24 protein-coding genes are annotated in these 26,371 nt (G+C 47.2%); 12 read left to right on the top strand and 12 right to left on the bottom strand.

The window, feature by feature from the left end; genetic code table 11:
* Positions 1-89 precede the first annotated feature (89 nt).
* Together ychF and ACTRXI_RS04285 are read right to left on the bottom strand one after the other, a co-directional pair.
* A complete protein-coding gene (gene ychF / locus ACTRXI_RS04290; RefSeq protein WP_322525355.1) occupies positions 90-1,190 on the bottom strand; it encodes a redox-regulated ATPase YchF in 1,101 nt (366 codons plus the stop codon).
* Positions 1,191-1,344: 154 nt separating this feature from the next.
* The gene (locus ACTRXI_RS04285) at positions 1,345-1,533 is read right to left on the bottom strand and encodes a DUF951 domain-containing protein (protein ID WP_091615215.1); all 189 of its coding nucleotides are present in this window, start codon (positions 1,531-1,533) and stop codon (positions 1,345-1,347) included.
* A 208-nt stretch (positions 1,534-1,741) separates the two neighbouring features.
* Here ACTRXI_RS04285 and yyaC point away from each other — a divergent pair, with 208 nt between their 5' ends.
* Positions 1,742-2,464 (top strand): spore protease YyaC, encoded by a 723-nt coding sequence (gene yyaC, locus ACTRXI_RS04280; RefSeq protein WP_474261237.1) that lies wholly within the window; start codon positions 1,742-1,744, stop codon positions 2,462-2,464.
* Here yyaC and ACTRXI_RS04275 read toward each other — a convergent pair.
* A complete protein-coding gene (locus tag ACTRXI_RS04275; RefSeq protein WP_474261236.1) occupies positions 2,402-3,112 on the bottom strand; it encodes a DUF554 domain-containing protein in 711 nt (236 codons plus the stop codon). The two genes, yyaC and ACTRXI_RS04275, sit on opposite strands and share 63 nt — an antisense overlap.
* 277 nt (positions 3,113-3,389) lie before the next feature.
* On the opposite strand from ACTRXI_RS04275, the gene ACTRXI_RS04270 reads away from it, so the two are divergent.
* Positions 3,390-3,848 carry a GNAT family N-acetyltransferase gene (locus ACTRXI_RS04270; RefSeq protein ID WP_474261235.1) on the top strand — a complete coding sequence of 153 codons (459 nt, stop codon included), beginning with the start codon at positions 3,390-3,392 and terminating at the stop codon, positions 3,846-3,848.
* 75 nt (positions 3,849-3,923) lie between these two features.
* Here the strand turns inward: ACTRXI_RS04270 and ACTRXI_RS04265 are convergent, their stop codons facing one another.
* From ACTRXI_RS04265 to rpmH, 9 genes are all read right to left on the bottom strand, one after another.
* Positions 3,924-4,772, bottom strand: a complete 849-nt coding sequence (locus tag ACTRXI_RS04265; RefSeq protein ID WP_474261234.1) for a ParB/RepB/Spo0J family partition protein — start codon at positions 4,770-4,772, stop codon at positions 3,924-3,926.
* A complete protein-coding gene (locus ACTRXI_RS04260) occupies positions 4,753-5,526 on the bottom strand; it encodes a ParA family protein (RefSeq protein ID WP_022792953.1) in 774 nt (257 codons plus the stop codon). The genes ACTRXI_RS04265 and ACTRXI_RS04260 overlap by 20 nt, the downstream gene beginning before the upstream one ends.
* Before the next feature lie 40 nt (positions 5,527-5,566).
* A complete protein-coding gene (noc, locus tag ACTRXI_RS04255) occupies positions 5,567-6,409 on the bottom strand; it encodes a nucleoid occlusion protein (protein WP_474261233.1) in 843 nt (280 codons plus the stop codon).
* Positions 6,410-6,525: 116 nt separating this feature from the next.
* Positions 6,526-7,239 carry a 16S rRNA (guanine(527)-N(7))-methyltransferase RsmG gene (gene rsmG / locus ACTRXI_RS04250; protein ID WP_474261232.1) on the bottom strand — a complete coding sequence of 238 codons (714 nt, stop codon included), beginning with the start codon at positions 7,237-7,239 and terminating at the stop codon, positions 6,526-6,528.
* Between the two features lie 129 nt (positions 7,240-7,368).
* On the bottom strand, positions 7,369-9,249 hold the full coding sequence (gene mnmG / locus ACTRXI_RS04245; protein ID WP_474261231.1) for a tRNA uridine-5-carboxymethylaminomethyl(34) synthesis enzyme MnmG: 1,881 nt from the start codon (positions 9,247-9,249) through the stop codon (positions 7,369-7,371).
* Between the two features lie 46 nt (positions 9,250-9,295).
* Positions 9,296-10,672, bottom strand: a complete 1,377-nt coding sequence (gene mnmE, locus ACTRXI_RS04240; protein WP_322525348.1) for a tRNA uridine-5-carboxymethylaminomethyl(34) synthesis GTPase MnmE — start codon at positions 10,670-10,672, stop codon at positions 9,296-9,298.
* A 219-nt stretch (positions 10,673-10,891) separates the two neighbouring features.
* Positions 10,892-11,527, bottom strand: a complete 636-nt coding sequence (gene jag, locus ACTRXI_RS04235; protein ID WP_474261230.1) for an RNA-binding cell elongation regulator Jag/EloR — start codon at positions 11,525-11,527, stop codon at positions 10,892-10,894.
* Positions 11,528-11,754: 227 nt separating this feature from the next.
* Positions 11,755-12,117: a ribonuclease P protein component gene (rnpA, locus tag ACTRXI_RS04230; RefSeq protein ID WP_474261229.1), complete on the bottom strand. Its 363-nt coding sequence runs from the start codon at positions 12,115-12,117 to the stop codon at positions 11,755-11,757.
* Between the two features lie 100 nt (positions 12,118-12,217).
* Positions 12,218-12,355 carry a 50S ribosomal protein L34 gene (gene rpmH, locus ACTRXI_RS04225; RefSeq protein ID WP_079474470.1) on the bottom strand — a complete coding sequence of 46 codons (138 nt, stop codon included), beginning with the start codon at positions 12,353-12,355 and terminating at the stop codon, positions 12,218-12,220.
* Between the two features lie 624 nt (positions 12,356-12,979).
* Here rpmH and dnaA point away from each other — a divergent pair.
* From dnaA to ACTRXI_RS04175, 10 genes are all read left to right on the top strand, one after another.
* Complete coding sequence (gene dnaA / locus ACTRXI_RS04220) at positions 12,980-14,320, top strand: chromosomal replication initiator protein DnaA (protein ID WP_474261228.1); 1,341 nt, start codon at positions 12,980-12,982, stop codon at positions 14,318-14,320.
* A 146-nt stretch (positions 14,321-14,466) separates the two neighbouring features.
* Entirely contained in the window at positions 14,467-15,609 is a 1,143-nt protein-coding gene (gene dnaN, locus ACTRXI_RS04215) for a DNA polymerase III subunit beta (protein WP_474261227.1), read from the top strand.
* A gap of 202 nt (positions 15,610-15,811) precedes the next feature.
* Positions 15,812-16,036 carry a S4 domain-containing protein YaaA gene (gene yaaA, locus ACTRXI_RS04210; protein ID WP_022792944.1) on the top strand — a complete coding sequence of 75 codons (225 nt, stop codon included), beginning with the start codon at positions 15,812-15,814 and terminating at the stop codon, positions 16,034-16,036.
* A 10-nt stretch (positions 16,037-16,046) separates the two neighbouring features.
* Positions 16,047-17,165, top strand: a complete 1,119-nt coding sequence (gene recF, locus ACTRXI_RS04205; protein ID WP_474261226.1) for a DNA replication/repair protein RecF — start codon at positions 16,047-16,049, stop codon at positions 17,163-17,165.
* Between the two features lie 13 nt (positions 17,166-17,178).
* Entirely contained in the window at positions 17,179-17,463 is a 285-nt protein-coding gene (remB, locus tag ACTRXI_RS04200) for an extracellular matrix regulator RemB (RefSeq protein WP_022792942.1), read from the top strand.
* An 82-nt stretch (positions 17,464-17,545) separates the two neighbouring features.
* Positions 17,546-19,462, top strand: coding sequence for a DNA topoisomerase (ATP-hydrolyzing) subunit B (gyrB, locus tag ACTRXI_RS04195; protein WP_474261392.1), 1,917 nt, complete (start codon positions 17,546-17,548; stop codon positions 19,460-19,462).
* A gap of 119 nt (positions 19,463-19,581) precedes the next feature.
* Positions 19,582-22,050 carry a DNA gyrase subunit A gene (gyrA, locus tag ACTRXI_RS04190; protein ID WP_474261225.1) on the top strand — a complete coding sequence of 823 codons (2,469 nt, stop codon included), beginning with the start codon at positions 19,582-19,584 and terminating at the stop codon, positions 22,048-22,050.
* Between the two features lie 155 nt (positions 22,051-22,205).
* On the top strand, positions 22,206-23,234 hold the full coding sequence (locus ACTRXI_RS04185) for an HD-GYP domain-containing protein (RefSeq protein ID WP_474261224.1): 1,029 nt from the start codon (positions 22,206-22,208) through the stop codon (positions 23,232-23,234).
* 193 nt (positions 23,235-23,427) lie between these two features.
* Positions 23,428-24,885: an IMP dehydrogenase gene (gene guaB / locus ACTRXI_RS04180; protein ID WP_322525339.1), complete on the top strand. Its 1,458-nt coding sequence runs from the start codon at positions 23,428-23,430 to the stop codon at positions 24,883-24,885.
* Positions 24,886-25,077: 192 nt separating this feature from the next.
* The gene (locus tag ACTRXI_RS04175; protein WP_474261223.1) at positions 25,078-26,337 is read left to right on the top strand and encodes a D-alanyl-D-alanine carboxypeptidase family protein; all 1,260 of its coding nucleotides are present in this window, start codon (positions 25,078-25,080) and stop codon (positions 26,335-26,337) included.
* Positions 26,338-26,371: the final 34 nt, after the last annotated feature.

Below are 26,371 nucleotides of genomic sequence, written 5' to 3'. Positions count from 1 at the left end.
AAGGAGCAAAAAACGCTTATCCGTTTTTAACTCGCAAGTTAAAATTATATCAGCTTGAATTGCATTTTACAATATTCCCGGAGGAAAAATTAAACGTTAAAGCGGAAATGAACAACGTCGCCGTCCTTAACGATATATTCCTTGCCTTCAAGCCTTACCTTGCCTGCTTCTTTGGCGCTATTCATTGCACCTGCCTGCATCAGGTCTTCGTATCCGACAACCTCGGCACGGATAAAGCCTTTCTCAAAATCACTGTGGATTACACCGGCAGCCTGGGGAGCTTTTGTATTTTTGCGGATCGTCCAGGCCCTTACTTCCGGTTCACCTGCAGTAAAATACGTCTGCAGGCCAAGCAGGGAATAAGCTTCCCGGATCAGCTGGTCAAGCCCCGGCTCTTCAATGCCGAGATCCTGAAGAAATTCATTTTTTTCTTCTCCTTCAAGCTCCGCGAGTTCTTCTTCAATTTTCCCCGAGATAACTACAACGCCCGCACCTTCAGCTGCTGCAAATTCTTTGACACGGGAGACGTGCTCATTGTCTTCTTCTTCCATTAAGTCATCTTCGCTGACGTTGGCGACGTATAATACCGGCTTCATCGTGAGAAGCTGGAAGCCTTTAACGATTTTCAGCTCTTCCTCAGTCCATTCCAGGCTGCGCACGGGCTGTTCTTCTTTCAGTGCTTCGACAATCTTTTCGAGTACTGCATGCTCCTGCATTGCATCTTTATCCTTGGATTTGGCAAGCTTTGCTACTTTATCGATCCGCTTTTCTGCCGTCTCAAGGTCTGCAAGAATCAGTTCCAGGTTAATTACTTCGATATCATGGATCGGATCTATTTTCCCCGAGACGTGAGTCACGTCATCACTGTCAAAGCAGCGTACCACGTGGGAAATAGCGTCCACTTCGCGGATATGCGAAAGGAATTTATTTCCCAGGCCTTCTCCTTTACTCGCTCCTTCAACAATGCCGGCAATGTCTGTAAATTCGAATGCGGTAGGAATCGTTTTTTTCGGCTGAAACATATTTGTTAACTGTTCGAGCCTGCTGTCCGGCACTTCCACAATACCTACGTTCGGGTCAATTGTGCAGAACGGATAGTTGGCAGACTCCGCTCCCGCCTGAGTGATCGCGTTGAACAATGTTGACTTCCCGACGTTCGGAAGTCCGACTATACCTGTAGTTAAAGCCATTTATTATTTCCTTCTTTCTTTCAATTAATATTTCTCTAAACATAACAAAGAGGACAACCGCAGCTGTCCTTAAAAGCAACTCTTTATCGTTAGTATATTGCTTTGAGTATAGTATAATTTCACTTTTGCGACAACAAGAGCAGCTTTACCGGAATTATTCGAGCACCTTTTTCACCTTTTTACTGAATTCTTTTCTCGGAAGCATCACGCTATGTCCGCACCCTTCGCACTTAATCCGGATATCGGCGCCCATCCGGATAATTCTCCAGCGATTTTCTCCACAAGGATGCTGCTTTTTCATTTCCACAATACTATTGATATCAAAAGGCTGCTTTTCCACCATAAGGCCCGTTTTCTCCTTTCTTCTCATCTCACCTGAACGATTCGGTACTTTTTATCCTATCGTAATCCGTCAAAAACCTCAATTAAACTCTCATCTTTCTGTCCGGGGCGGCTTTTGCTTAAATACGACAGTTATTTTTACCCAAACGCGGGTATAGTAGGCTAATACAATTATTTTTGGGGAGAATTCTGGAAAGGAGTTATCTGCTATGGGGAAAAAAGCTGTTTCACGTGAAGCCTACCGTACTCACTGCCACGTCAGCATGGATGAGCCCGGAAGTGCTGGAGAGCTGGCGGACTGCCTGACCGGTCACATCCGGGAGCGTGTCACAGATGAAGATATCATCCTGGTCTGTATTGGCACAGACCGCTCCACCGGAGATTCTCTAGGGCCTTTAACCGGAAGCAAGCTTCTTGAAAAGCAACTGGAAAACTTTTATATATACGGCACTCTCCAGTACCCGGTACATGCTGTTAATTTAGAAGAAACGCTTTCGATCATTGCCGCAGAGCATCCGCATGCTTTTATTATCGCTGTAGACGCCTGTCTTGGTTATCTTCAGAATGTAGGGAAAGTTACTTTGAATGAAGGAGGAGTAACTCCGGGAGCTGCCATGAAAAAGAAGCTTCCAATGGTTGGAGATATGCATATTAACGGCATAGTGAATGTCAGCGGAATGATGGAATACTTCGTACTGCAAAATACCAGGTTGTATACTATCGACACAATGGCTTCTTTAATAGCAGAAAGCTTCCTTCTTGCCGACCGGTCAATCTCAACGCAGCATGTCCTGAAGGAGGAAGAAGCCACCACCCCTCCGTTAACTTTCCATAACGAGGACGACCATGTCCGCTTCCTTCGGGAGGCTTCATCCGCCGAACAGACGGATAATAAACACAAAAAAAGCCACCATCGGTATCGCCGGAAGTAGATTTGCCACCCGGATTTCTAAAAGACCTGCCAGCTTTAAGCCGATAGCAATAATCATCACGCCGCCGGTAGCCGTCATTTCAGTAATAAAGGTATCCATGGCCTCCTGCGGCACCAGCCTATCAATTTGGACGGCAAAAAGGGCAATGGATCCCTGGTAAATAACGACTGGGATAAACGAAAATAACACCCCGATCCCCATCGTCGTTGTAAAAATAAGCGCTGAAAATCCGTCCAGCATTGATTTTGTAAATAACACATCGTGCTCCTGGCGCAGCCCGCTGTCCATTGCTCCAAGCACTGCCATAGCTCCCACCACATATACCAGCGTGGCAGTTACAAAACCTTTGGCTACTGTGTTCTCTGTACCGCTGTTTCCCATTCGTTTTTCCACCCACTGGCCGACCGACTCCAGACCATCTTCGATTCGCAGGCGCTCTCCTGCCCAGGCTCCAGTTACCAGACTGCCCACGACAATTAAAAATTGTTCTGTCTGCAGTCCCATCTGAATGCCAAGAAGAACAACCGCCAGCGCCAACGCCTGCATAATGGTTGTTTTCATTCTTTCCGGTATACGGTGAAACAATAACCCCATTAATGATCCAATAATAATAGTCACTCCGTTGACCAATGTTCCTGTCAGCACCATAAATGTCCGCTCCCTTTTCCCATTTGTTTCTTTATTTCTCTCTGTATATTCTTTTGAAATCCTTTGTGGATACGCTGATAAGTGCAGTCCAAATGCCGGAAGCAACGGTGAGTCTCTTCATCCTGTGCTTTTGGCTATTGATTTTTGTGCCTTTTGGGCTGGCTTTAAATATTTTACTATAAAATGAACTGGAGCGGGCTTGCCCTAAAAGGCAAAGGTTACATAGCTGATGTCTTTTATCGTTTTTTCTGCCCTTTCATTTTAAGGAGAGATTATAATGATCGTCCTTTTACCTAATCATAAATACAATACCGCTAAAAGTATACTTGCTCTGCAGCAGCAATCCTACCATACAGAAGCTGTGCTTATAGACAATTTTGATATCCCTGCTCTAAATGAAACGGTGGAAGCTATCCGGGCATCGAAGGAAACCTTTGTTGGTTACTTTGTGGAGGGGGAGCTTTGCGCTTTTATTGCTTATGAATACCAGGAAAAAAAGCTGCAAATCACAAGACTCGTCGTCCACCCGGATTTTTTCCGGAGGGGCTTTGCCTCTTATTTGCTGAAATATCTATTAAATCACCATCTGGATACTTTAATTTACGCTTATACAAGCGAAAAAAACCAGCCGGCGATCGATCTTTACCATTCATTTGGATTTGTCATTTCCCGCACATTCAGCCTTTCCGACGGGCATCCCATGGTAGTACTTGAACGCCATTCCTCCTACGCCTGATACTTCGTCCTACCCTCCGCCTTTTAAGCCATGCAAAATAGAAAGGACTCCCGGGTAAAACCGGAAGCCCTTTCCTTATTCTTTTTCTTCACTCAGAAGCTGAAGAATCCGATCCAGGTCCTCATCCGAAAAGAATTCGATTTCAATCTTTCCTTTGTTTTTTCCCTGCTGAATAGAAACGGAGGTACCAAAATATGATTGGAGTTCCTCAGCTTTTTGTTCAAGGAAAGGAGAGGCCGGCTGTTTTGGCTTTGTTTCACGTGGAACACCCTCGTTCATCTGCTGAACAAGTGCTTCCGTCTGCCTGACATTGAGTGCCTGTTTAACAATCTGTTCGCTTACCTTCACCGCCAGCTCTTTCTTTTTCAATCCAAGAAGCGTTCTGGCATGTCCCATGGAAATCTCCTTGGTCTCAACGAGCTTTTGCACTTCTGCCGGCAGCTGCAGAAGTCGGATATAATTGGCAATGTGCGGTCTGCTCTTTCCGAGCCGCTTGGACAGTTCATCCTGAGTAATGTCGAGTGATTCCACCAGACGCTGATACGCATGGGCTTCTTCTAATGGATTCAGATCTTCCCGCTGCAGATTTTCAATTAACGCGACTTCCATCATCCGCTCATCGCTTAAATCCTTTACAATCGCCGGAATTTCTTTTAGGCCTGCCGCTGAGGCAGCACGGAACCGCCGCTCTCCCGTAACAATATCGTACCCTTTAATACTTTTGCGAACGAGAATTGGCTGCAAAACACCGAACTCCGCCACAGATTGCTTCAGCTCTTCAATCGCTTCTTCTTCAAATCGTTTTCTCGGCTGATAAGGGTTCGGCCGTAATTCCTGTATTGGTACGGCAGTGATTTGATCTTCGTTGCCGCCTGTTTCTTCCGGGAAAAAAGCGTTCAATCCTCTACCTAGACCTTTGGCCACCAGCAACCACTTCCTTTGCTAATTCTAAATAGACCTCGGCACCCTTAGACTTTGCGTCGTACATAATAATTGGAAGACCGTGGCTTGGAGCTTCCCCAAGACGTATATTCCGGGGAATAATCGTTTCGAATACTTTTTCCTGAAAATATTTTTTTACTTCTTCTATAACCTGGAATCCGAGATTGGTCCTTGCGTCGAGCATTGTAAGCAGGACTCCTTCGATTTCCAGATCATGGTTTAAGTGCTTTTGCACAAGCCGGACGGTATTGAGCAGCTGGCTCAATCCTTCGAGGGCGTAGTACTCGCACTGCACAGGGATTAAAATCGAATCCGAAGCGGAAAGCGCGTTGATCGTTAAAAGCCCAAGGGAGGGAGGGCAATCGATTATTATGTAGTCGTACTGCGCCGCCACATCCTCCAATGCATTTTTCAGCCTGATTTCCCGGGAAATAGTGGAGACCAGTTCAATTTCTGCCCCGGAAAGCTGGATGGTGGCAGGTACTACGTCCAGTTGTTCCAAGGCTGTTCCCCGGACAATATCACGAATATCTGTGTCTTCAACGAGAACGTTATAAACGCACTTTTCAACGTCCCCTTTTTCAATGCCCGCCCCGCTGGTAGCATTGCCCTGCGGATCAATGTCCACGAGAAGCACCCGCTGTCCTACATGTGCCAGACAGGCGCTAATATTTACTGCTGTTGTTGTTTTCCCAACGCCGCCTTTCTGGTTGGCGATAGCAACAGTTTTTGCCATCGATACACCTACTTTCCCAGTTCCATGCTGTTCTTCTTGTTTACTGCTTCGATTTTGGTATTCGAATGGTTACCTGATAATAACCATCATAGTCTTCTTCATCCGTATCAATTGCCATGCCGCTTTTCGTCACCATATCTATCGACTCCCGGATCGTATTTAAGGCAATACGGGTATCTTTGGATACGTGCTTTTTCGGCTGCCTTGTCTTTTTTGGCTTTGGATCAAGCAAAGCAGCAATCCTGTCTTCCGTCTGTTTCACGTTCCAGTCCTTTTCAATGGCCTCGTTAACGATACGATCCTGGCGCTCCGCCTCCGGCAGCTTCAGAAGGGCTCTGGCATGCCGTTCAGTAATTTCTTTTTCTGAGAGCTTCTCCTGAACGTATTCAGACAGATGCAGCAGACGGAGCTTGTTAGCAATGGTCGACTGACTTTTTCCCAGCCGCTGCGCCAGACTTGCCTGCGTGAGCTGATTCATTTCAAGCAGCCTGGCGTATGCAGCTGCCTCTTCAAGCGCTGTCAATGCTTCCCGCTGCAGGTTTTCAATAAGCGCAATTGAGGCCGTCTGGGTATCATTAAATTCTTTCACCAGCGCCGGGATCTCTTTCCATCCAAGCTTCTGCGAAGCGCGCCAACGCCTTTCGCCAGCAATAATCTCATAGCCTCCGGACTGCTTTCTGACCGTTATTGGCTGCAGAAGGCCGTGCGTCTGCAGCGATTGAGCTAATTCCGAAAGCTTTTCATCTGAAAAGATGGTCCGTGGCTGAAAAGGATTCGCCATGATTTGATGGATGGGAATCATTTTAACTTCGTGTTCATTAATGCCGCTTTTTTCAGCCTGGTTGTCTCCCAGACCGAACCATTTTTGAATCGACTGTTTCATACCCGTATATCACCTCACTTAAAAACTGCGGCCCATGATGTTTCACTAGTGGATTTCGTACATTTGCTCTTTCATTCTATCACGTTTCTAAGGGTTGTCGAATGAGCCGTGGGTGATTATAAAGGATTTTTTGCCGGGGTCCCTGGTTTTCTCGGATACGCTTTTGGGGTCTTTTTCCTTTTTTCGAATGCTAAAAGCACCCGTTCGCTCTCTTCTTCAGGCAGTTTCATTTTCTTCGGGGCCAATGCTTCTGCTTCTAATTTTAACAGGGCGTTTTCTGCCTCAAGCAGTTCTTCTTCCCCGCTGGCTCCCTTCCAAGCAATGAAAACACCTCCCGGCTTTACAAACGGCAGGCAGAGCTCGAGCAGTACTGGCAGCTTAGCCACAGCACGGGCACTCGCTGCGTCAAACTGATCCCGGTACGTCTTTTGACGAGCCAGCTGCTCCGCCCGGTCATGGATAAGGGTCACTCCTTCAAGTCCAAGCTCACTGACGATTTCCTCTAAAAAACCGATGCGTTTTTTTAAAGAGTCGACAATCGTAACCTGAAGCTCCGGAAAGCAGATCTTAAGAGGCAGACTTGGGAAGCCGGCTCCTGAACCGACATCGATCAGGGTTCCTTCTGCCTTAAAGGCCGAAAGGGAAGCCCCGGTAAGAGAATCATAAAAATGTTTTTCATATACCTCCCGTTCTTCAGTAATGCCTGTCAGATTCATGCGCTCATTCCATTCCACTAGCAGCTGATAATACTGTTCAAATTGCTTCTTCTGTTTATCGTCCAAAGAAATATGTATGGCTTCAAGCCATTCCGGAAACGTTTCTTTACTCATTCTTTTCTTTCCTGCCCTTCACTGGATAATACGACAACGCTCACACTCCTGGTGTTTACCCCTTAGCAAAACGGCGTTGTCTTAAAAAAAGCCCCTGCTTTCAGTAAGCAGGGGCTTTATCACGCACTGTTACGTTGTTGCCATACGGCCCTGTTCAATATACACAAGCAGTATAGATATATCGGACGGATTCACCCCGGATACACGGGATGCCTGTCCGACAGAAAGCGGACGTACTTCTGAAAGCTTTTGTCTCGCTTCAATCGCAATACCCGAGATGGAGTGGTAATCGATGCTCTCTGGAATTTTTTTCTCTTCCATTTTTTTCATCCGCTCGACCTGTTCAAGCTGTTTGGAAATATATCCTTCGTATTTTACCTGAATTTCCACCTGTTCGGCTACATCCGGCGCAATAGACGAAGGCGCGTCTGCAAATGGAGCAACGTCAGCATAACCGATTTCCGGCCGCTTCATCAGGTGGGCCGCCGAAGCTGCTTCCTTCATCGCTGTTGAACCGCGGGAAATGAGCATATCATTAATTTCTTCATGCGGCTTCAGAGTAAAGCTCTCCAATCGTTTTTTCTCAGCCTCGATCGATTCTTTTTTATGCACAAATCGTTCGTAGCGGGCCTCCGGAACCAATCCGATCTCATGACCGATATCGGTTAGACGCAGATCGGCATTGTCATGACGTAGAAGCAGGCGGTATTCCGCTCTCGATGTTAACAGGCGGTATGGTTCGTTGGTGCCCTTAGTGACCAGATCATCAATAAGTACTCCAATATACGCATCCGAACGGTCAAGGATGACGCCTTCCTTGCCCTGTGCTTTACAGGCTGCATTGATTCCGGCCATAATCCCCTGCCCGGCAGCTTCTTCATAACCCGAAGTACCGTTAATCTGACCGGCCGTAAAGAGACCTTCCACGGTTTTTGTTTCAAGGGTCGGCCACAGCTGCGTCGGAACAATTGCATCGTATTCGATCGCATATCCCGGGCGCATCATTTTTACGTTTTCAAGTCCCGGGATCGTTTTGAGTATGCCAAACTGAATGTCCTCCGGAAGACTGGTTGAGAGCCCCTGCACGTAAACTTCATCTGTATTTCTGCCTTCGGGTTCGAGGAAAATCTGGTGCTTCGGCTTGTCGTTAAAACGGACAATTTTGTCTTCAATTGAAGGGCAGTACCTCGGACCTGTTCCTTCGATCATACCGGAATACATTGGGGAGCGCTGCAGGTTGTTTGTAATCAGCTCATGCGTTTCTGCGCCGGTATAGGTGAGCCAGCACGGGAGCTGATCAGTAATGAATTCCACCGTTTCGTAGGAAAAGGCCCGCGGCTGCTCGTCGCCGGGCTGGATCTCTGTTTTGCTGTAATCGATGGAATTACTGTTCACCCGGGGCGGAGTGCCGGTTTTGAACCGGACCATATCGAGCCCGAGCGCTTTAATGCTGTCCGATAAATTGATGGAAGGCTGCATGTTATTCGGACCACTTTCATAAGCGAGTTCTCCGAGAATAATCTTGCCGCGCAGATAAGTGCCCGTTGTCACTACGACCGAGGAAGAATAATAGCTCGCACCAGTATTAGTGACTACGCCTTTACATACGTTATCTTCAACGATCAACTCCTCCACCAGTCCCTGGCGGATCGTTAAATTGTCTGTGTTCTCAAGGGTCCGCTTCATTTCCTGCTGATAAAGAAATTTATCAGCCTGCGCACGGAGCGCCTGAACAGCCGGTCCCTTTCCTGTATTAAGCATCCGCATCTGGATATGGGTTTTATCAATATTTTTAGCCATTTCTCCGCCGAGCGCATCAATTTCGCGGACGACGATGCCTTTTGCCGGCCCTCCTACGGACGGGTTGCACGGCATAAACGCTACGGCGTCCAGGTTCAGCGTCAGCATCAATGTATTAGCTCCCATGCGTGCAGAAGCAAGCCCTGCTTCTACGCCCGCATGTCCGGCGCCGATGACAATCGTGTCATAATTTCCTCCGTTGTAACTCATTACAGTTCCTCCTTCTAGTATTACCCTCCGCCTGCAGCGGGTGTATCTATTTTCCGAGACAAAACTGGGCAAACAGCTGATCAATTAATCCGTCATGCACATTTTCCCCGACAATTTCTCCGAGCTGTTCCCAGGCCCGGGTAATATCAATTTGTACCATGTCTACTGGTACTCCCATTTCCACGGCTTCCAAAGCGTCATTTACCGAACGTTTTGCCTGATTCAATAACCCAATATGACGGGCATTGGACAAATAATTCATGTCCGCTGCCTCCACCCCTTCATCAAAAAAGAGGTGGGCAATTGCTTCTTCAAGACTGTCAATGCCTTCATCATTCAGAAAAGAAGCGGCAATAATCGGCCGCCCAGAGGTATACTCCCGGAGTTCTTCCTCATCGACCTGTTTAGGAAGATCCGTTTTATTCATTATAACAATAACATTCATGCCCTGAACTGCCTGAAATAATGCTCGGTCTTCATCGGAGAGCGGCTCTGCACTATTGATGACAAGAAGAATCAGCTCCGCTTCCTGCAGCACCTGGCGGGAGCGTTCTACGCCGATCTTTTCCACAATATCTTCAGTTTCACGTATACCGGCGGTGTCAATTAAACGAAGCGGCACCCCCCGGACGTTTACATACTCCTCGAGCACGTCTCTTGTGGTGCCGGGCACTTCCGTTACAATTGCTTTGTTTTCATGTACCAAATTATTCATCAGGGAGGATTTTCCCACGTTCGGCCGGCCGATAATCGCTGTGCCAAGTCCTTCACGCATGATTTTTCCCTGCCGCGCCGTTACGAGAAGCTGATCGATCTCTTCGCCGACAAACGAAACATTCTCTTTCAAAACATTTGTCGTCACAACATCAGCATCAAATTCAGGGTAGTCAATGTTCACTTCCACATTGGCTACTGTTTCAAGAAGCTTCTGGCGAAGCTTACGGATGCGTTCAGAAAGCCTTCCTTCAACCTGCTTTAAAGCACTCTGCATCGCCCGGTCGGTTTTAGCTCTGATCAGGTCCATGACACCTTCCGCCTGCGTCAGATCAATACGCCCATTTAAAAATGCCCGTTTCGTAAACTCTCCAGGCTCCGCCAGCCGCGCTCCCTGACTTAATACATTATCAAGGACACGATTGACCGAAACCAGTCCTCCGTGACAGTTAATTTCCACGATATCTTCTCTTGTAAATGTTTTTGGAGCCCTGAGGACAGAAATCATGGATTCTTCAATCACGGAGCCGTCCGCTGGGTCGATAATATGCCCGTAATGGATCGTATGGGTTTCCACGTCATGAAGAGATTTTTTGCCCTTATACACATGATCCGCAATATTTAGCGCTTCGTCTCCGCTCAGGCGGACAATCGCAATAGCTCCTTCCCCGCTCGGAGTCGAAATCGCGGCAATTGTATCTGTTTCCATTCATCAACCCTCCCTGGGTTTTTCTTCATCTATTAGACACACGAAAAGGACGACACCTTTTTCGGCATCGCTTTCGTCAGTTTCCTTATATGCTTCTAACTAAATAGAATATCATATGAAAGCAGTTCGAAAAAGGTTTTTATCCACATGTGGATAACCTGTGTACATCTGCCTGTTTCTTTTTAAAAAACCGCCCGGCAGTCCAGGCGGCAATTTGTCTCATTTTAACTTTTCTTTTGCACCAGGTGTAATTACTACGTGACGTCTTGGTTCTTTTCCTGAAGAAGTTGTTTCAATATTTTTATGCTGATGCAGGGCCTGATGAATAATTTTTCGTTCCGCTGCGTCCATAGGCTCAAGTTTAATTGCTTTGGCTTCCCGGAGCGCTTTTCCGGCCATCCGCTCTGCAAACCTCTGCAGCGATTCTTTTCGTTTCCCACGGTAATTTTCAGCATCAAGTACTATATGCTGCTTGGCGTCAGCATGCTTATTGGCGGCTGTATTCGTAAGATGCTGGAGCGCATCGAGGGTCTTTCCACGCTTTCCAATCAGAAGGCCGAGAGAAGAGCCTTTGATCTCCATCGCGGTATGCTTTCTTGAGATCTGTACTTCCACTTCTGCTTCTACGTTCATAGCCTGAATCAGATCTTTTAAGTATGCAGCCGCTTCCTCCACAGGGTCGATTCGAAGGGATACTTCTACGAAAGCCTGCTTCGCTCCAATGCCGAGAAATCCTTTTCTTGGTTCTTCAAGCACCTGGTACTCGATACGGTCTATTGTTGTTTCCCATTCCCGCACAGCTGTATCTAAAGCTTCTTCTACTGTTTTCCCCGAAACCTTCATCGATTGGTTCACCGTTACCCCGCCCTCCTCGTTCCTTACGTTTCTTAAGTACCCGATTTTCGTTTATTACGGGCATGTATATGCTTATGCTGCACGTACATGTATGTGTAAAGTGATTTTGAGTTTATTTACGCACGGTCCTTGTAAACAATTTCTTCAGCACCAGCAGAAATCCCTCTATTTTAAAAGTATTTTTCGCCCCCAGCCGCTGCCGGCCAGAAGCGAAAACAACTTTGTGTCTACTTGTTGGGCTTTGCTTTACCTGAGTTTAACAAACCGGCTTTTTTAAATACATGGGTCAGACTTTTTTTTGTTTCATGGTAATCCATATCCGCTACCGGTTTCCTCGCTATTACTACCAGGTCATAGCCTCCGGGGATCCGGGGCTCAAGCTCCGATACAGCTTCACGCAGATAACGCTTGATCCGGTTGCGCATGACGGCGTTTCCCATCCGTTTGCTGACGGTAAGTCCTGCCCGGTAATGAACCTGTTCCTCTTTTTTTAAGGTATAAAGCACAAATTGCCGGTTGGCAAAGGAAGTTCCGTGCGCAAAAATATAGCTGAATTCGTGATTCTTTTTTAAACGATTGTGCTTTTTCATCACCCGGTTCCCCCTTTTCCTATAAAAACCACCGGCATTTTTATTTTTCTTTCCGGCTGAAGACAGAAAAAAAGACCACTGGATAAAATCCGTGGCCTTCTTATGCAGATAATACTTTTCTACCTTTACGACGACGATTTTTCAAAACCTGACGACCGTTCTTTGTTCCCATTCTCGCACGGAAACCGTGTACTTTTTTACGCTTCCGGTTGTTAGGGGTAAATGTTGGTTTTCCCATAGTGTATCGCACCTCCTTAAGGAGTAATAAACGTTCGAAAACATTCCCGTAAATTATATAGAGAATAAGAAAAACTGTCAACCACCCCCTGGCCGATACCGCTGGCTGTGTTTCCTGCATTTGTGCACAGCAATTCTTTTCTGCTGTGTGGATAAATAAAAGCGAACATAAAAAATGCCCACAGCATTATGAACAACCTGTACACATAATCTAGTGCTGTGGATAGTTTCTATACACAAGTTCTTGAGTTTGTGGATAAACAAATATGTTCCCGTTGTTATTCATCTTTTTATTTGCTATCATGGATTAAGTTTCTGTTAATAACATTCCATACAATGCAACCTTATCCACAGCTGTTGATAACTTTGTGGATAATTTTCCACAGCCATTGGACAATGTTATTCACAGCCCTGTGCATTATGTGTATTTCTTTTTTTACATAATTTTATTATTATTGCACAATAATTTTATAACGCATACAATATGCATCTCCCGCATATTCACTTATTGGGTTTCTTTCTTTCACCATGATAAGATAGAAGCCTTTTCTGTCTTTCCAGCGATTTGAGTCTCCAGCCAAACCATTGTATACTGCTAAACCTGTACGAGAGGAGTGCGTCCTTATTGGAAAATATTACTGATTTATGGAACCAGACATTGGAACTAATGCAGGAAAAAGTAAGTAAACCAAGCTATGAAACGTGGTTGAAAGCGACAGAGGCCTCGGATCTTCAAGGAGATACCGTAATTATTGAAGCACCGAATGAGTTTGCCCGCGACTGGCTTGAGAGCCGTTATACAAACCTGATTACGGATGCTTTAGAAGATATTACCGGATCCGCGCTGCAGGTGAAATTTGTGATCCCGCAGGCTGAAGTTCCGGTTGAAAATGAACCAGCGCCCCCAAAAGCAGCTCCGTCCGGCTCCAGCCAGGACCCTCCAAAGAGCATGCTGAATGATAAATATTCATTTAATACTTTCGTGATCGGCTCCGGGAACCGTTTTGCCCACGCTGCATCGCTTGCAGTAGCCGAAGCGCCAGCCAAAGCGTACAATCCATTGTTTATTTACGGCGGTGTCGGCCTTGGAAAAACCCACTTAATGCATGCCATCGGTCATTACGTTATTGATCATAATCCAAATGCCAAAGTTATGTACCTGTCCTCTGAAAAGTTTACCAATGAATTCATCAATGCTATCCGGGACAACAAAGCTGTGCATTTCCGGAACAAATATCGAAACGTCGATGTACTGCTTATTGACGATATTCAGTTTTTAGCAGGAAAAGAGCAGACCCAGGAAGAGTTTTTCCACACCTTCAATGCTCTTCATGAAGAAAGCAAACAAATTGTCATTTCCAGCGATCGTCCGCCAAAGGAAATACCAACGCTTGAAGACCGGCTCCGCTCCCGGTTTGAATGGGGATTAATCACTGATATCACGCCGCCGGACCTCGAGACTAGAATCGCTATTCTGCGCAAAAAAGCGAAAGCGGAAATGCTCGATATTCCAAACGAAGTCATGCTCTATATTGCCAATCAGATTGATACAAACATTCGTGAACTCGAGGGGGCACTTATCCGTGTCGTCGCTTATTCTTCGTTGATCAATCAGGACATGAATGCTGACCTGGCGGCTGAAGCTCTGAAAGATATCATTCCTACCGCCCAGCCTAAGACAGTCACCATTGAGCATATCCAGGAACGGGTGGCTACCCAGTTTCAGATGCCTGTGCCGGAATTAAAAGCAAAAAAGCGTACAAAAAGCATTGCTTTTCCGCGTCAGATCGCCATGTATCTGTCACGGGAAATGACGGATGCCTCTCTGCCGAAAATCGGTGAGGCTTTTGGAGGCAGAGACCACACAACCGTCATTCACGCCCACGAAAAAATATCAAATCTGATGTCGACAGATACAGAACTGCAAAAAACTGTCCAGGGGATCATCGATCAATTACGCACATAGGTGTGGATAACGAACCGAAGTTATACACAACTTACTCACAGGGACAAATGCCCGATTTAGCAGTTCAAATGTTATTTATCCACATTACTAACAAGCCCTACTACTATTACTACTTTAAAAACAATATATATAAAGGGAGATGACCTATGCATTTCACCGTCGATCGAGATCAATTTGTGCAACATGTACAAAACGTAAATAAAGCTGTCTCCTCCAGAACGACAATTCCAATACTGACCGGAATTAAAATCGTTGCAGCTGCTGATGGCGTAACGTTAACCGGCAGTGATTCTGATATATCCATCGAAACGTTCATTCCCACAGAGGAAAACGATAATCAGTATGTTCAGGTGCAGGAGCAGGGAAGCATTGTGCTCCAGGCCCGTTTTTTTGCGGAAATAGTAAAAAAGCTTCCAGGGGAAGAAATTGAAGTCGTCGTACAGGACCAGTTCGCGACTACGATCCGTTCCGGCTCTGTCGTATTTAACCTGAATGGTCTGGACCCAGAAGAATACCCAAGGCTTCCAAAGCTGGATGATACAAATATGTTTCATTTGCCCCAGAGCTTACTCAAGGACATGATCCGCCAGACGGTTTTTGCCGTGTCGGCCCAGGAAACGCGACCAGTGTTGACAGGTGTAAACCTTGAAAGTGAGAACGGAGAACTGATCTGTACTGCTACAGACAGCCACCGGCTTGCTCTCCGGAAAGCAAATCTCGAAGCAGGTTCGGATGCACCTGACCTGTCTAACATTGTCATTCCAGGTAAAAGCCTGAATGAGCTAAGCCGCCTGCTGAGCGATGATGATGCCACGGTGGAAATTATTATTACGGAAACCCAGGTAATGTTCCGTTTTCCGCATCTCCTGTTTTATTCCCGGCTTCTTGATGGGAAATATCCAGTCACAAAAAATATGATTCCTTCTGAAACGAAAACCGGGGTGGAGCTGTATACGAAAGAATTACTCCAGTCACTTGACCGGGCATTGCTGCTTTCAAGAGAAACAAAAAACAACGTGATCAACTTAAAAACACTCGGAGATGGAAGGGTAGAGATCAACTCCGTTTCCTCCGAAATTGGGAAAGTGACGGAAAACATCGATTGTGATAAAATAGACGGAGAAGAGCTTCGCATTTCGTTTAACGGAAAAAATATCACAGATGCCCTGAAAGTAATCGACAGTGAAAAAATTCATATTCAATTTACCGGGGCAATGAGCCCATTTGTGGTGCGGCCGACAGACCATGATCAGATGCTGCATTTATTTTCGCCGGTACGCACGTATTAAAAGTTGAACAATTATACGGCCTTTTGTATAAAACAGGAGGCCGTTTTTCTTATGTTATGCTGACAGGGAATATGAAACGAATAGTGCGATATACTGGCATTTTTCGCTTATTTTTAGTAAAATATAGAGTATGAATGAAATATGTTCGGAAACAGGCAGAAGTAATAATTATGCTTTAATATCCGGCGTCGGGAGGATCGATATGGGAGAGGCGATTAATATCACAACCGAATATATAACACTCGGCCAGTTCCTCAAAGAAGCTGGAATCATCGATACAGGTGGTATGGCAAAGTGGTTTCTCTCTGAATTCGCTGTAGAAGTGAATGGAGAAGAAGAAGCCCGCAGGGGAAGAAAGCTGTATCCAGGGGACGTAGTGGAAGTCGAAGAAAACGGAAGCTTCACTATCGGTACCGGCGAAGGATGAGCACAGGCCTGTGTATGTAAAAAACATTCGGCTCAAGCAGTATCGCAACTACGGTGATATTGCCTTGCAAATAGAGAACACTGTAAACGTTATTGTCGGGGAAAATGCCCAGGGAAAAACAAACCTGATGGAAGCTATTCATATGCTTGCTTTTGCGAAATCCCACCGGACTTCCAAAGACAAGGAATTGATTGGCTGGAACCACGAATTTGCCCGTATCGAAGCTTCGGTAGAGCGGGAGCAGCGTCATGTTGATCTCGAAGTTATTCTTTCGGCTAAAGGAAAAAAAGTAAAAAAGAATGGCATCGAGCAAAAAAAGCTGAGCGAATATATAGGCGCATGCAACGTCGTCATGTTTGCCCCGGAGGATTTAAACCTTGTAAAAGGCGGGCCGAATATGAGGCGGCGTTTTATTGATATGGAGATTGGCCAGATCAGTCCGGTGTATCTTCACGATCTTTCCAAATACCAGCGCATTCTAAAGCAGCGCAACCAGCTGCTGAAGGGTATGTTCCCCGTACCCAGCCGGGAGCAGGAATTAACACTTGAGGTCATCGATGAACAATACATCGAAGCAGCCGTGAAAGTAATCCAGCGGCGTTACGGATTTTTGCAGCAGCTTGAAGGATGGGCCTCAGAGATTCATACACGGATCACACAGGGTCGGGAACAGCTTGAGCTGCAGTATGACCCTTCCGCAAACATTCACGCGGAAATGGAAGCCTCAGCACTCGCTGAACAGCTACGGGCAGAGCTTGAGCGCCGCAGGGAAAATGAAATCCGCCGTGGACTGTCGCTGGCAGGACCGCACCGGGATGAAATGAAGCTTCTGGTTAACGAACGGGACGTACAGACATACGGGTCCCAGGGCCAGCAGCGAACAGCTGCCCTATCGTTAAAAATGGCAGAGATAGAGCTGATCCGCGCTTATGTGGGAGAGTATCCGATCCTGCTGCTTGATGACGTACTCTCTGAACTCGATCAGCATCGGCAGTCTCATTTACTTGACGCGATCCAGGGAAAAGTACAGACCTTTGTTACAACGACAAGCATTGAAAGCATCAAGCACGAGACAATCGAGCGGGCAACCGTATTTACTGCCCGCCAGGGACAATTGGAAAAACAGTAGGTGGTGAATCACATTGTTTATACATTTAGGCGACGGCACCGTAATACGTTCAAAAGATGTCATTGCGATTTTAGACAGCAACAGTCAGGACTCTTCAAGTATCACAAGACAGTTCCTGCAGGCAGTCGAAAATGACGATAAAGAGCAAATTGCAGATTCCGAAGCAAAGTCCGTCGTGGTTACGAAAGAGAAGGTTTATTTCTCTCCTATTTCTTCGTTAACGCTGAAACGCAGATCGCAGATTATTTCAGAATATGATGAATATCATGAAGAAATACAGTCAGCTAAAGAGGACTGAGCTTATAAAGACATGAAAACGACAGCATGTATTTACGGACTACACGCGAGATTTGATCCCGCAGGAAGCGAAGGTGAACAGATTGTCGATGAATCAAAATTCATATGATGAAAGTCAAATCCAGGTACTTGAAGGACTCGAAGCAGTCCGGAAGCGCCCAGGCATGTATATCGGCTCTACAACGTCCAGAGGACTTCACCATTTAGTGTGGGAGATTGTTGATAACAGCATTGATGAAGCCATGGGCGGCTATTGCGACCAAATATATATTACGATCGAAAAAGACAACAGCATCACCGTAGAAGACAACGGCCGTGGTGTTCCTGTCGGCATGCACGAAAAAATGGGCAGGCCGGCAGTGGAAGTTATTATGACCGTACTGCACGCCGGCGGTAAATTTGGCGGCGGCGGCTATAAGGTTTCCGGCGGTCTTCACGGTGTTGGGGCGAGCGTGGTGAACGCTCTTTCCGAAACGCTTGATATCGAAGTACACAGGGAAGGCGAAATTTATCAGCAGGCTTACCGCCGCGGTATCCCGCAGCACGACCTTGAAAAGGTCGGCAAGACAGACAAAAGGGGCACAAAGATCCGTTTCAAACCGGATTCGGATATCTTTGAAGAAACGACCGAGTTTGAATTTGAAACGCTCACCACCCGTGTACGGGAACTCGCGTTTCTCAACCGGGGCCTCCATATTACATGTACGGATAAACGCACGGAAGAAGAGCAGGTGCAGTCCTACCATTACGAAGGCGGTATTGCTTCGTTTGTGGAATACCTGAACCGTCAGAAGGACACTCTTCACAAAGAGCCGATTTTTCTTGAAGCGAACCGCAACGATATTCAGGTGGAAGTGGCGATGCAGTATAACAACGGATATACGAGCAATGTGTATTCGTTTGCGAATAATATTAATACCCATGAAGGCGGAACCCACGAGTCCGGATTCCGGACGGCACTGACGAGAGTTATTAACGACTATGCCCGTAAAAACAGCCTGTTCAAGGAAAACGACCCGAACTTAATCGGAGACGATGTGCGTGAAGGACTGGTCGCGATTGTCAGCGTGAAAATTCCGGATCCGCAGTTTGAAGGACAGACAAAAACAAAGTTAGGGAACGGGGAAGCCCGTACCATTACAGATTCATTATTCTCGGAGCATTTTTCGAGGTTTATGAGCGAAAATCCGGACACGGCGAGGACGATCGTAGAAAAAGGGCTTATGGCCTCAAGAGCCCGGGACGCTGCGAAAAAAGCACGGGAATTAACCCGTCGTAAAAGTGCCCTCGAAGTCAGTTCCCTTCCGGGAAAGCTGGCCGACTGCACCTCGAAGGATGCGGCGAGCAGTGAAGTATATATCGTCGAGGGCGATTCTGCCGGCGGTTCAGCCAAACAGGGAAGGGACCGGCATTTCCAGGCTATTCTGCCGCTGCGCGGAAAAATTCTGAACGTGGAAAAAGCACGTTTGGATAAGATTCTTGCCAACAATGAAATCAGAACCATTATTACAGCTCTCGGAACGGGAATCGGCAACGAATTTGATATCGAAAAGGCCCGCTATCACCGGATTATTATTATGACGGATGCCGATGTGGATGGAGCCCATATCCGGACACTTCTGCTAACCTTCTTTTATCGTTATATGCGGCCGCTGCTTGAAAGAGGATATATTTATATTGCCCAGCCACCTCTGTACAAGGTCCAGCAGGGCAAATACGTGCGCTACCTCTTTTTCGAACGTGAGCTTCAGCCTGCCCTGGCCGAGCTCCCGGCGCAGCCAAAACCGAATCTTCAGCGCTATAAAGGGCTCGGGGAAATGAATCCGACCCAGCTTTGGGAAACGACCATGGATCCGGATTCAAGAACGACGATGCAGGTTACACTTGAAGATGCAATGGTAGCCGATGAAGTGTTTGAAACACTGATGGGTGATCACGTCGAGCCGCGTCGTGACTTTATCCAGGAAAACGCGCATTACGTACAGAACCTCGACGTGTAAGAGCCGGCATTAAGGTGAAACAAAGAAACCCCCGCGGAAGATTAAAGCGGGGGTTTCTATCGAATATAGCAGAAACAGGCACTCAAGCCTGCTGGAATAGAAAGTAGGAGGTTACTGCAATGGCAGAAAACGAATCCAGAGTCACGGAGATTGGTATTGGCGAGGAGATGCGCACCTCATTTTTAGATTACGCGATGAGTGTTATCGTCAGCCGGGCCCTCCCGGACGTTCGTGACGGAATGAAGCCGGTGCACCGGCGTATTTTATTTGCAATGAGTGAGCTCGGCATGACGCCTGAAAAGCCGTTCCGGAAGTCCGCCCGTATCGTTGGGGACGTTATCGGTAAATACCACCCGCACGGCGACTCCGCGGTTTATGAAACAATGGTGCGCATGGCACAGGATTTCAGCTACCGCCATCCAATCGTTAACGGGCACGGAAACTTCGGTTCCGTGGACGGGGACGGAGCAGCGGCGATGCGTTATACCGAAGCAAAAATGTCTAAAATATCGCTTGAAATGGTCCGCGATATTAACAAAGACACAATTGATTATCAGGAAAACTATGACGGTAACGAGCGGGAGCCTGTAGTTCTGCCGGCGCGTTTCCCGAACCTGCTGGTTAACGGTACGTCCGGAATTGCGGTGGGTATGGCTACCAATATCCCGCCGCACCGTCTTGAAGAAGTTATTGACGGGGTACTCGCCCTGAGTGAAGATCCTGATATTACGGTAGAAGAGCTGATGGAATATATCCCTGGTCCGGATTTCCCAACAGCTGCTTCCATTCTAGGCCGCTCGGGTATCCGCAAGGCTTACCAGACAGGCAAAGGATCAATTATTATCCGTTCGCACGCCTACATTGAAGAAGATAAAAAAGGCAAGGAAACAATCATCGTAGATGAGCTGCCATACCAGGTGAATAAAGCCCGGCTGGTGGAGCGTATTGCAGAGCTGGTTCGCGATAAAAAAATCGACGGTATTACTGATCTTCGCGACGAATCAGACCGTAATGGCATGCGGGTCGTTGTGGAAGTACGAAGAGATGCCAACGCCAACGTTATTTTAAATAACCTATACAAGCAAACGGCGCTGCAGACGAGCTTTGGTATTAACATGCTGGCTCTTGTGAACGGCCAGCCGAAGGTGCTTAACCTCAAAGAATGTCTGTATCACTATCTCGAGCATCAAAAAGTAGTTATCAAGCGACGGACTGCTTTTGAACTTCGAAAAGCAGAGGCCCGTGCCCACATTGTTGAAGGTCTGCGGGTGGCGCTTGACCATCTGGATGCGGTGATTGAGCTGATCCGGGGATCGGAAACAACGGAGATCGCAAGAAATGGTCTGATGGACAACTATGATTTGAGTGAAGATCAGGCACAGGCTATTCTTGATATGCGACTGCAGCGTTTAACCGGCCTTGAAAGAGACAAAATTGAACAGGAGTACCGGGAGCTGATGGAGCGCATCCGGGAGCTGAAAGAAATTTTGGCTAACGAAGAGCGGGTGCTCGAAATTATCCGGGAAGAGCTTACCGAAGTGAAGGAGAAATTCGGTGACGACCGTCGGACACGTCTGGAAGCCGGAGAGAATTCCATCGAAGATGAAGACCTTATTCCGCGGCAGGACGTAGTAGTCACTATTTCGCACCAGGGCTACATTAAACGTATGCCGATTGATACGTACAGGAGCCAGCGCCGCGGTGGACGGGGCGTACAGGGAATGGGGACGAATGAGGATGACTTTGTAGAGCATCTGCTGACGACCAATTCCCACCAGACGATTCTTTTCTTTACCAACAAAGGGAAAGTATATCGTTTGAAAGCTTATGAAATTCCTGAATTAAGCCGTACGGCTAAAGGGATTCCGTTAATTAATCTGCTTCAGATCGATAAAGGTGAATATATCAGCACGGTAATTCCGATCGAGGAATTTTCAGAAAACGCCTATCTATTCTTCCTGACGAAAAAAGGAATTTCGAAAAGAACTGTGCTGTCGGCCTTTTCAAACATCCGCAAGGGCGGCCTGTTCGCTATTAACGTCCGGGAGGACGATGAGCTTCACGGCGTGCGTCTCACCTCCGGCGACGATTCCTTAATTATCGGCACAAAGCAGGGAATGTCCATTCACTTTGATGAAGAGGACGTGCGCTCGATGGGGCGGACGGCTTCCGGAGTTAAAGCCATTTCCCTTCGCGAAGATGACGAAGTAGTAGGTATGGATATTTCAGTAGAGAATGAAATGATACTAATGGTAACAAACAAAGGATACGGGAAGCTTACCTCAATTGAAGAATTCAGTAAGCAGAACCGGGGCGGCAAAGGGTTAAAAGCGATTAAACTGACAAGCCGCACAGGGGAACTCGCAGCGATGCGTTCGGTGCCATTGGACATCGACCTGATGGTGATGACCATTCAGGGAGTGGTGATCCGTATGCAGGTAGGCGATGTTTCGAGACTCGGGCGGTACGCCCAGGGTGTACGCCTCATCCGTCTTGATAAAGGCGAGGCTGTTTCTACAGTGGCGCCCGTAATTGAACATGAAGCCATCGAAGAAGAAAACGTTCCAGCAGAATCAGAGGAAGAATAGTTTGAAGCCCAGCCGTATTTTAAACGGCTGGGCTTTTTTTCGTGGAAAATGGAATTTTATTCTAAAAACCTTCATAAGAATAGGGAAAGTAGTGGTATTTTCCGGGGGAAATAGTAAAATATAAGTATTATATTAGGAGAAATGGAGTGGTCTCCATGCGGATACATATTAATCAGGCAGTGCCTGGATGTGTTCTGATGAACGATATCTATGCAGTGAACGAAACACCGGTGGTCAGAAAACAAACGGCGCTGACAGAGCAGTTAGTCGATATTATCAAACAGTTTCTTGTGGAGTATATTGAAGTAAAGCCGGTGCTTGTCAACGGTGATCCCTTTTCACCAGATGAAGAGACTGAGACAGCCATGCGGCATCATCAGCCGAGATTTGAAGACGTTTATGATGCAGCGGTAGAAGCGCATGAAGCCATGTGGCGCTCATGGACAGCCGGAGCCCCCATTGAAATGAAAAAAGCTCGTGCCGTTGTTGCTCCTCTGCTCGAGGATATTGAAGAAAACGCTTCTCATATATTTACCAGCTATCAGTTTGCAGAACAGGAAAAGTACGAGAGTCATCATGCGGTATCGGTGGCGCTTTTAGCTGCGCTGCTGGCTAAAAAGCATGGCTGCAGCCGAAAGGAATGGCTCGGGGCGGCGCTCGCCGGGCTCTTGTGTGACGCTTCCCTGGCCAGAGTTTCTGCCGCAGAACGTCAGAAGGCGGGAAAGCATCCGATTCAGAGCTACCAGATGGCAAAGGCTACCGGGATGCTCAGTGATGAGGTATTGCTGGCTATTTTGCAGCACCACGAACGTGAGGATGGAAGCGGGTATCCATTCGGGATGAAAAGCGGCAAAATATATGTGCTGGGCAGTCTTGTAGCAGCGGCGGACATGTATCACGCCATGGCAAGCGAGCGGTTGGAGAATGAGGGGAAATCGGCTTTTCATGCCATGCGTGAGCTGACGGTGCAGTCGTTTGGAAAGCTGCCCCCCGCCGTAGTCGAAACATTAACAGAGCAGTTCATTACTGTAATGACTGGAAAGAAAGTGCAGCTCGCCGACGGCAGCTCTGCTTCGATCGTGCACCTGGACCGCCGTGAAATAGAATATCCGCTGGTTCAGCTTGATAAAGACGGTCAGGTCGTCCAGCTAAACGAAAAGTCAGCCATCCACCATGTGATCTAGCATGGTGGGTACAGCTTTGAAATCCTTTACATAATTATTAGCGCCTGTTTATAAATTTTCGGAAAAATAAAACATATTCCTTTTACTTCTGAGACTGGCTCAAACGTGATAAGATATTAGAAATAAATATAGTTACAGGCAGCAGGACAGTGAGAAATCCTGTAAAACCAACCATTTTGAAGGAGGAAGATTCGTGCGAGCAGATAAGTTTTCCCAAGAAGGTCTAACATTTGATGACGTTTTATTGTTACCGGCAAGATCTGATATTCATCCAAGGGATGTATCAGTACGGACATCGTTAACCGATAAGCTTCCTTTAAATATTCCTGTTGTAAGTGCTGGAATGGATACAGTGACGGAAGCAGATATGGCGATTGCGATGGCACGGGCCGGCGGTCTCGGTATAGTGCATAAAAACATGTCTATCGAAGCCCAGGCAGAAATGGTGGATCAGGTGAAGCGCTCAGAAAGCGGAGTTATTACGAATCCTTTCTTCCTTCATCCGGACCATCAGGTGTTCGATGCAGAACATCTAATGGGAAAATACCGCATTTCCGGCGTACCGATCGTTGACGAGAATCAAAAGCTGGTGGGAATTATTACGAACCGCGATCTCCGCTTTATCGAAGACTATTCGATTGGAATCAAAGAAGTGATGACCGCCAACAATCTCGTTACAGCGCCAGTGGGGACCACGCTTGAGGAAGCGGAGGATGTACTGCAGAAACACCGGATTGAAAAGCTTCCGCTTGTAGAAAAGGATGGCACCCTGAAAGGCCTGATTACGATTAAAGACATCGAGAAGGTAATCGAATTCCCTCATTCGGCAAAGGATACCCAGGGAAGACTGCTCGTCGGAGCGGCTGTCGGGGTGAGCGCCGATACGGATAAACGTGTGGAAGCTCTGGTTAAAGCAGAAGCCGATGCAATTGTGATCGATACTGCCCACGGTCACTCCAAAGGCGTCCTCGACAAAATTGCAGAAATCCGCAGCAGCTATCCTGATGTTGTGCTGATAGTTGGCAATGTGGCCACAGCTGAAGGAACCAGGGATTTAATTGAGGCAGGCGCCGACATTGTAAAAGTCGGCATCGGCCCGGGCTCCATATGTACAACCCGCGTAGTAGCCGGCGTTGGCGTTCCGCAGATCACCGCTGTATATGAGTGTGCAGAAGAAGCGGATAAGCATAACGTACCGATTATTGCCGACGGCGGAATCAAATATTCCGGCGATATCGCCAAAGCTCTGGCTTCCGGTGCTCATGCAGTGATGCTCGGCAGCCTTCTTGCAGGAGTGACAGAAAGTCCTGGAGAGCGTGAAATTTACCAGGGCCGCCAGTTTAAAGTTTACCGTGGCATGGGCTCAATGAGCGCTATGGAGCAGGGAAGCAAGGACCGCTATTTCCAGGAAAACAGCCAAAAGCTTGTACCTGAGGGCATTGAAGGCCGTATTCCTTATAAAGGCCCGCTGAAGGATACGATCCACCAGCTGCTTGGCGGCTTGAGGGCCGGTATGGGCTACTGCGGCACTCCGACCATCTCATCTTTGCGTGAAGATGCCCGCTTCGTGCGAATTACCAATGCCGGCCTGCGGGAAAGCCATCCTCACGACGTGCAGATTACGAAAGAAGCACCAAACTACTCTTCCTAAGAACGAAAGACGGGGGCCGGCGGCTCCCGTCTTTTTTATGCCAATAGATATTTCCCGGGAAATATCTATTGATGTTTTCGAGTGCAGGCGGCTTTATAAAAGGAACAATGGCAGGTATGTTTTAAAATGGGGCTGTGGTAAAATATGCGATAGCAAAACACCACGGAGGTGCAGAGATTGAGGAGAAATAAGTTGAAAACAGCAGGTGTTTCCTGCGTGGCGGCTGCAGCCATCTGGACGTTCGGAAGCTTGCCAGCTCAAGCGGCAGAGCCTGAGATAGAAGCAAGCGCTTCTATTATGATAGATGCAGATACAGGACAGGTAGTTTTTGAAGATAATACCGATGAACTGCTTTCTGCGGCCAGTATGTCCAAAATGATGACAGAATACATAGTAAACAAAGCAATCGAGGACGGAGATATCAGCTGGAACGACGAAGTAGCAATCAGCGATAAAGTCCGCGAGCTTTCTCTTCAGACAAATTTATCAAACGTCCCTCTTCGCCAGGACGAAACCTATACAGTGGAAGAGCTCTACGAGGCTATGGCCATTTATTCCGCGAACGGAGCAACGATAGCTCTGGCAGAACATATCGAGGGCAGCGAGGCAGCTTTTGCTGACCGGATGAATCAGCAGGCCGGAGAGCTTGGTATGGAGAAATATGAATTCGTGAATGCGACCGGACTGAATAATTCCACGATGATGGGTTATGCACCGGAAGGCAGCGAAGAAAATGCAGAAAACATGATGTCGGCAAACGATACGGCCCTTTTGGCTTACCATCTTTTGGATGAGTATCCTGAAGTGCTGGAGGTGGCTGGCATTCCGAAAAAAACATTTAAAGAAGGCACGGAAGAACCAATCGATATGGTTAACTGGAATAAAATGCTTCCAGGGCTCGAACAGGAGTACGAAGGAGTGGATGGCCTGAAAACAGGGACCACTGATCTGGCCGGCAATGCTTTTACCGGGACGATTGAACAGGACGGAAACAGATATATATCGGTAGTGATGAACGCAGAAACGAAAATGTCGCGCTTCACAGAAACGGCTAAACTGTACGATTATGCCGAACGCGAGCTTGAAAGCCGGACACTCGTGGAGAAGGGCGCAGAAATCGATGGGGAATCATCCATTGAAGTTGAAGGCGGCCAGGAAGAAAGCATAGACGTGACAGCTGGAGAAAAGCTGGAGCTGATTTCATCGGAGGAAATAGAACCGGAATATGAAATTGCCATATCCAAAAATGAAGCCCCGATCGAAAAGGGGGAAGAGGTTGGAACAGTGGTCGTCACTAACAGCGAAGCCTCGTATGTGCAGGGCGGGACGAGCCGTACAGAAGTGCCTCTGACAGCAGGTGAAGCCGTGGAGGAGCGCGGATGGTTTGGAAATATTGTGCAGAGCATCGGCAACCTGTTCAGCAGCTTCCGGCACGCAGATGCTGATAAATAAAAGCCGGCAGAAAAGCTTTTTCAGCTGCAAACAA

The sequence above is a fragment of the Marinococcus sp. LNHM4E3-1 genome, from assembly GCF_056034405.1.
The sequence above is the reverse complement of the archived record's forward strand: the minus strand, read 5'-3'. Positions and strand labels throughout refer to the sequence as shown.

Excerpts from the sequence above, each read along its gene's own strand:
- ACTRXI_RS04185 (WP_474261224.1), top strand. The coding sequence starts at position 22,206 with ATGCGGATACATATTAATCAGGCAGTGCCTGGATGTGTTCTGATGAAC.
- mnmG (WP_474261231.1), bottom strand. The coding sequence starts at position 9,249 with ATGAGTTACAACGGAGGAAATTATGACACGATTGTCATCGGCGCCGGA.
- dnaN (WP_474261227.1), top strand. The coding sequence starts at position 14,467 with ATGCATTTCACCGTCGATCGAGATCAATTTGTGCAACATGTACAAAAC.
- ACTRXI_RS04260 (WP_022792953.1), bottom strand. The coding sequence starts at position 5,526 with ATGGCAAAAACTGTTGCTATCGCCAACCAGAAAGGCGGCGTTGGGAAA.
- ychF (WP_322525355.1), bottom strand. The coding sequence starts at position 1,190 with ATGGCTTTAACTACAGGTATAGTCGGACTTCCGAACGTCGGGAAGTCA.
- ACTRXI_RS04275 (WP_474261236.1), bottom strand. The coding sequence starts at position 3,112 with ATGGTGCTGACAGGAACATTGGTCAACGGAGTGACTATTATTATTGGA.
- rnpA (WP_474261229.1), bottom strand. The coding sequence starts at position 12,117 with ATGAAAAAGCACAATCGTTTAAAAAAGAATCACGAATTCAGCTATATT.
- yyaC (WP_474261237.1), top strand. The coding sequence starts at position 1,742 with ATGGGGAAAAAAGCTGTTTCACGTGAAGCCTACCGTACTCACTGCCAC.
- ACTRXI_RS04285 (WP_091615215.1), bottom strand. The coding sequence starts at position 1,533 with ATGGTGGAAAAGCAGCCTTTTGATATCAATAGTATTGTGGAAATGAAA.
- yaaA (WP_022792944.1), top strand. The coding sequence starts at position 15,812 with ATGGGAGAGGCGATTAATATCACAACCGAATATATAACACTCGGCCAG.
- rpmH (WP_079474470.1), bottom strand. The coding sequence starts at position 12,355 with ATGGGAAAACCAACATTTACCCCTAACAACCGGAAGCGTAAAAAAGTA.
- gyrA (WP_474261225.1), top strand. The coding sequence starts at position 19,582 with ATGGCAGAAAACGAATCCAGAGTCACGGAGATTGGTATTGGCGAGGAG.
- mnmE (WP_322525348.1), bottom strand. The coding sequence starts at position 10,672 with ATGGAAACAGATACAATTGCCGCGATTTCGACTCCGAGCGGGGAAGGA.
- ACTRXI_RS04270 (WP_474261235.1), top strand. The coding sequence starts at position 3,390 with ATGATCGTCCTTTTACCTAATCATAAATACAATACCGCTAAAAGTATA.
- rsmG (WP_474261232.1), bottom strand. The coding sequence starts at position 7,239 with ATGAGTAAAGAAACGTTTCCGGAATGGCTTGAAGCCATACATATTTCT.
- noc (WP_474261233.1), bottom strand. The coding sequence starts at position 6,409 with ATGAAACAGTCGATTCAAAAATGGTTCGGTCTGGGAGACAACCAGGCT.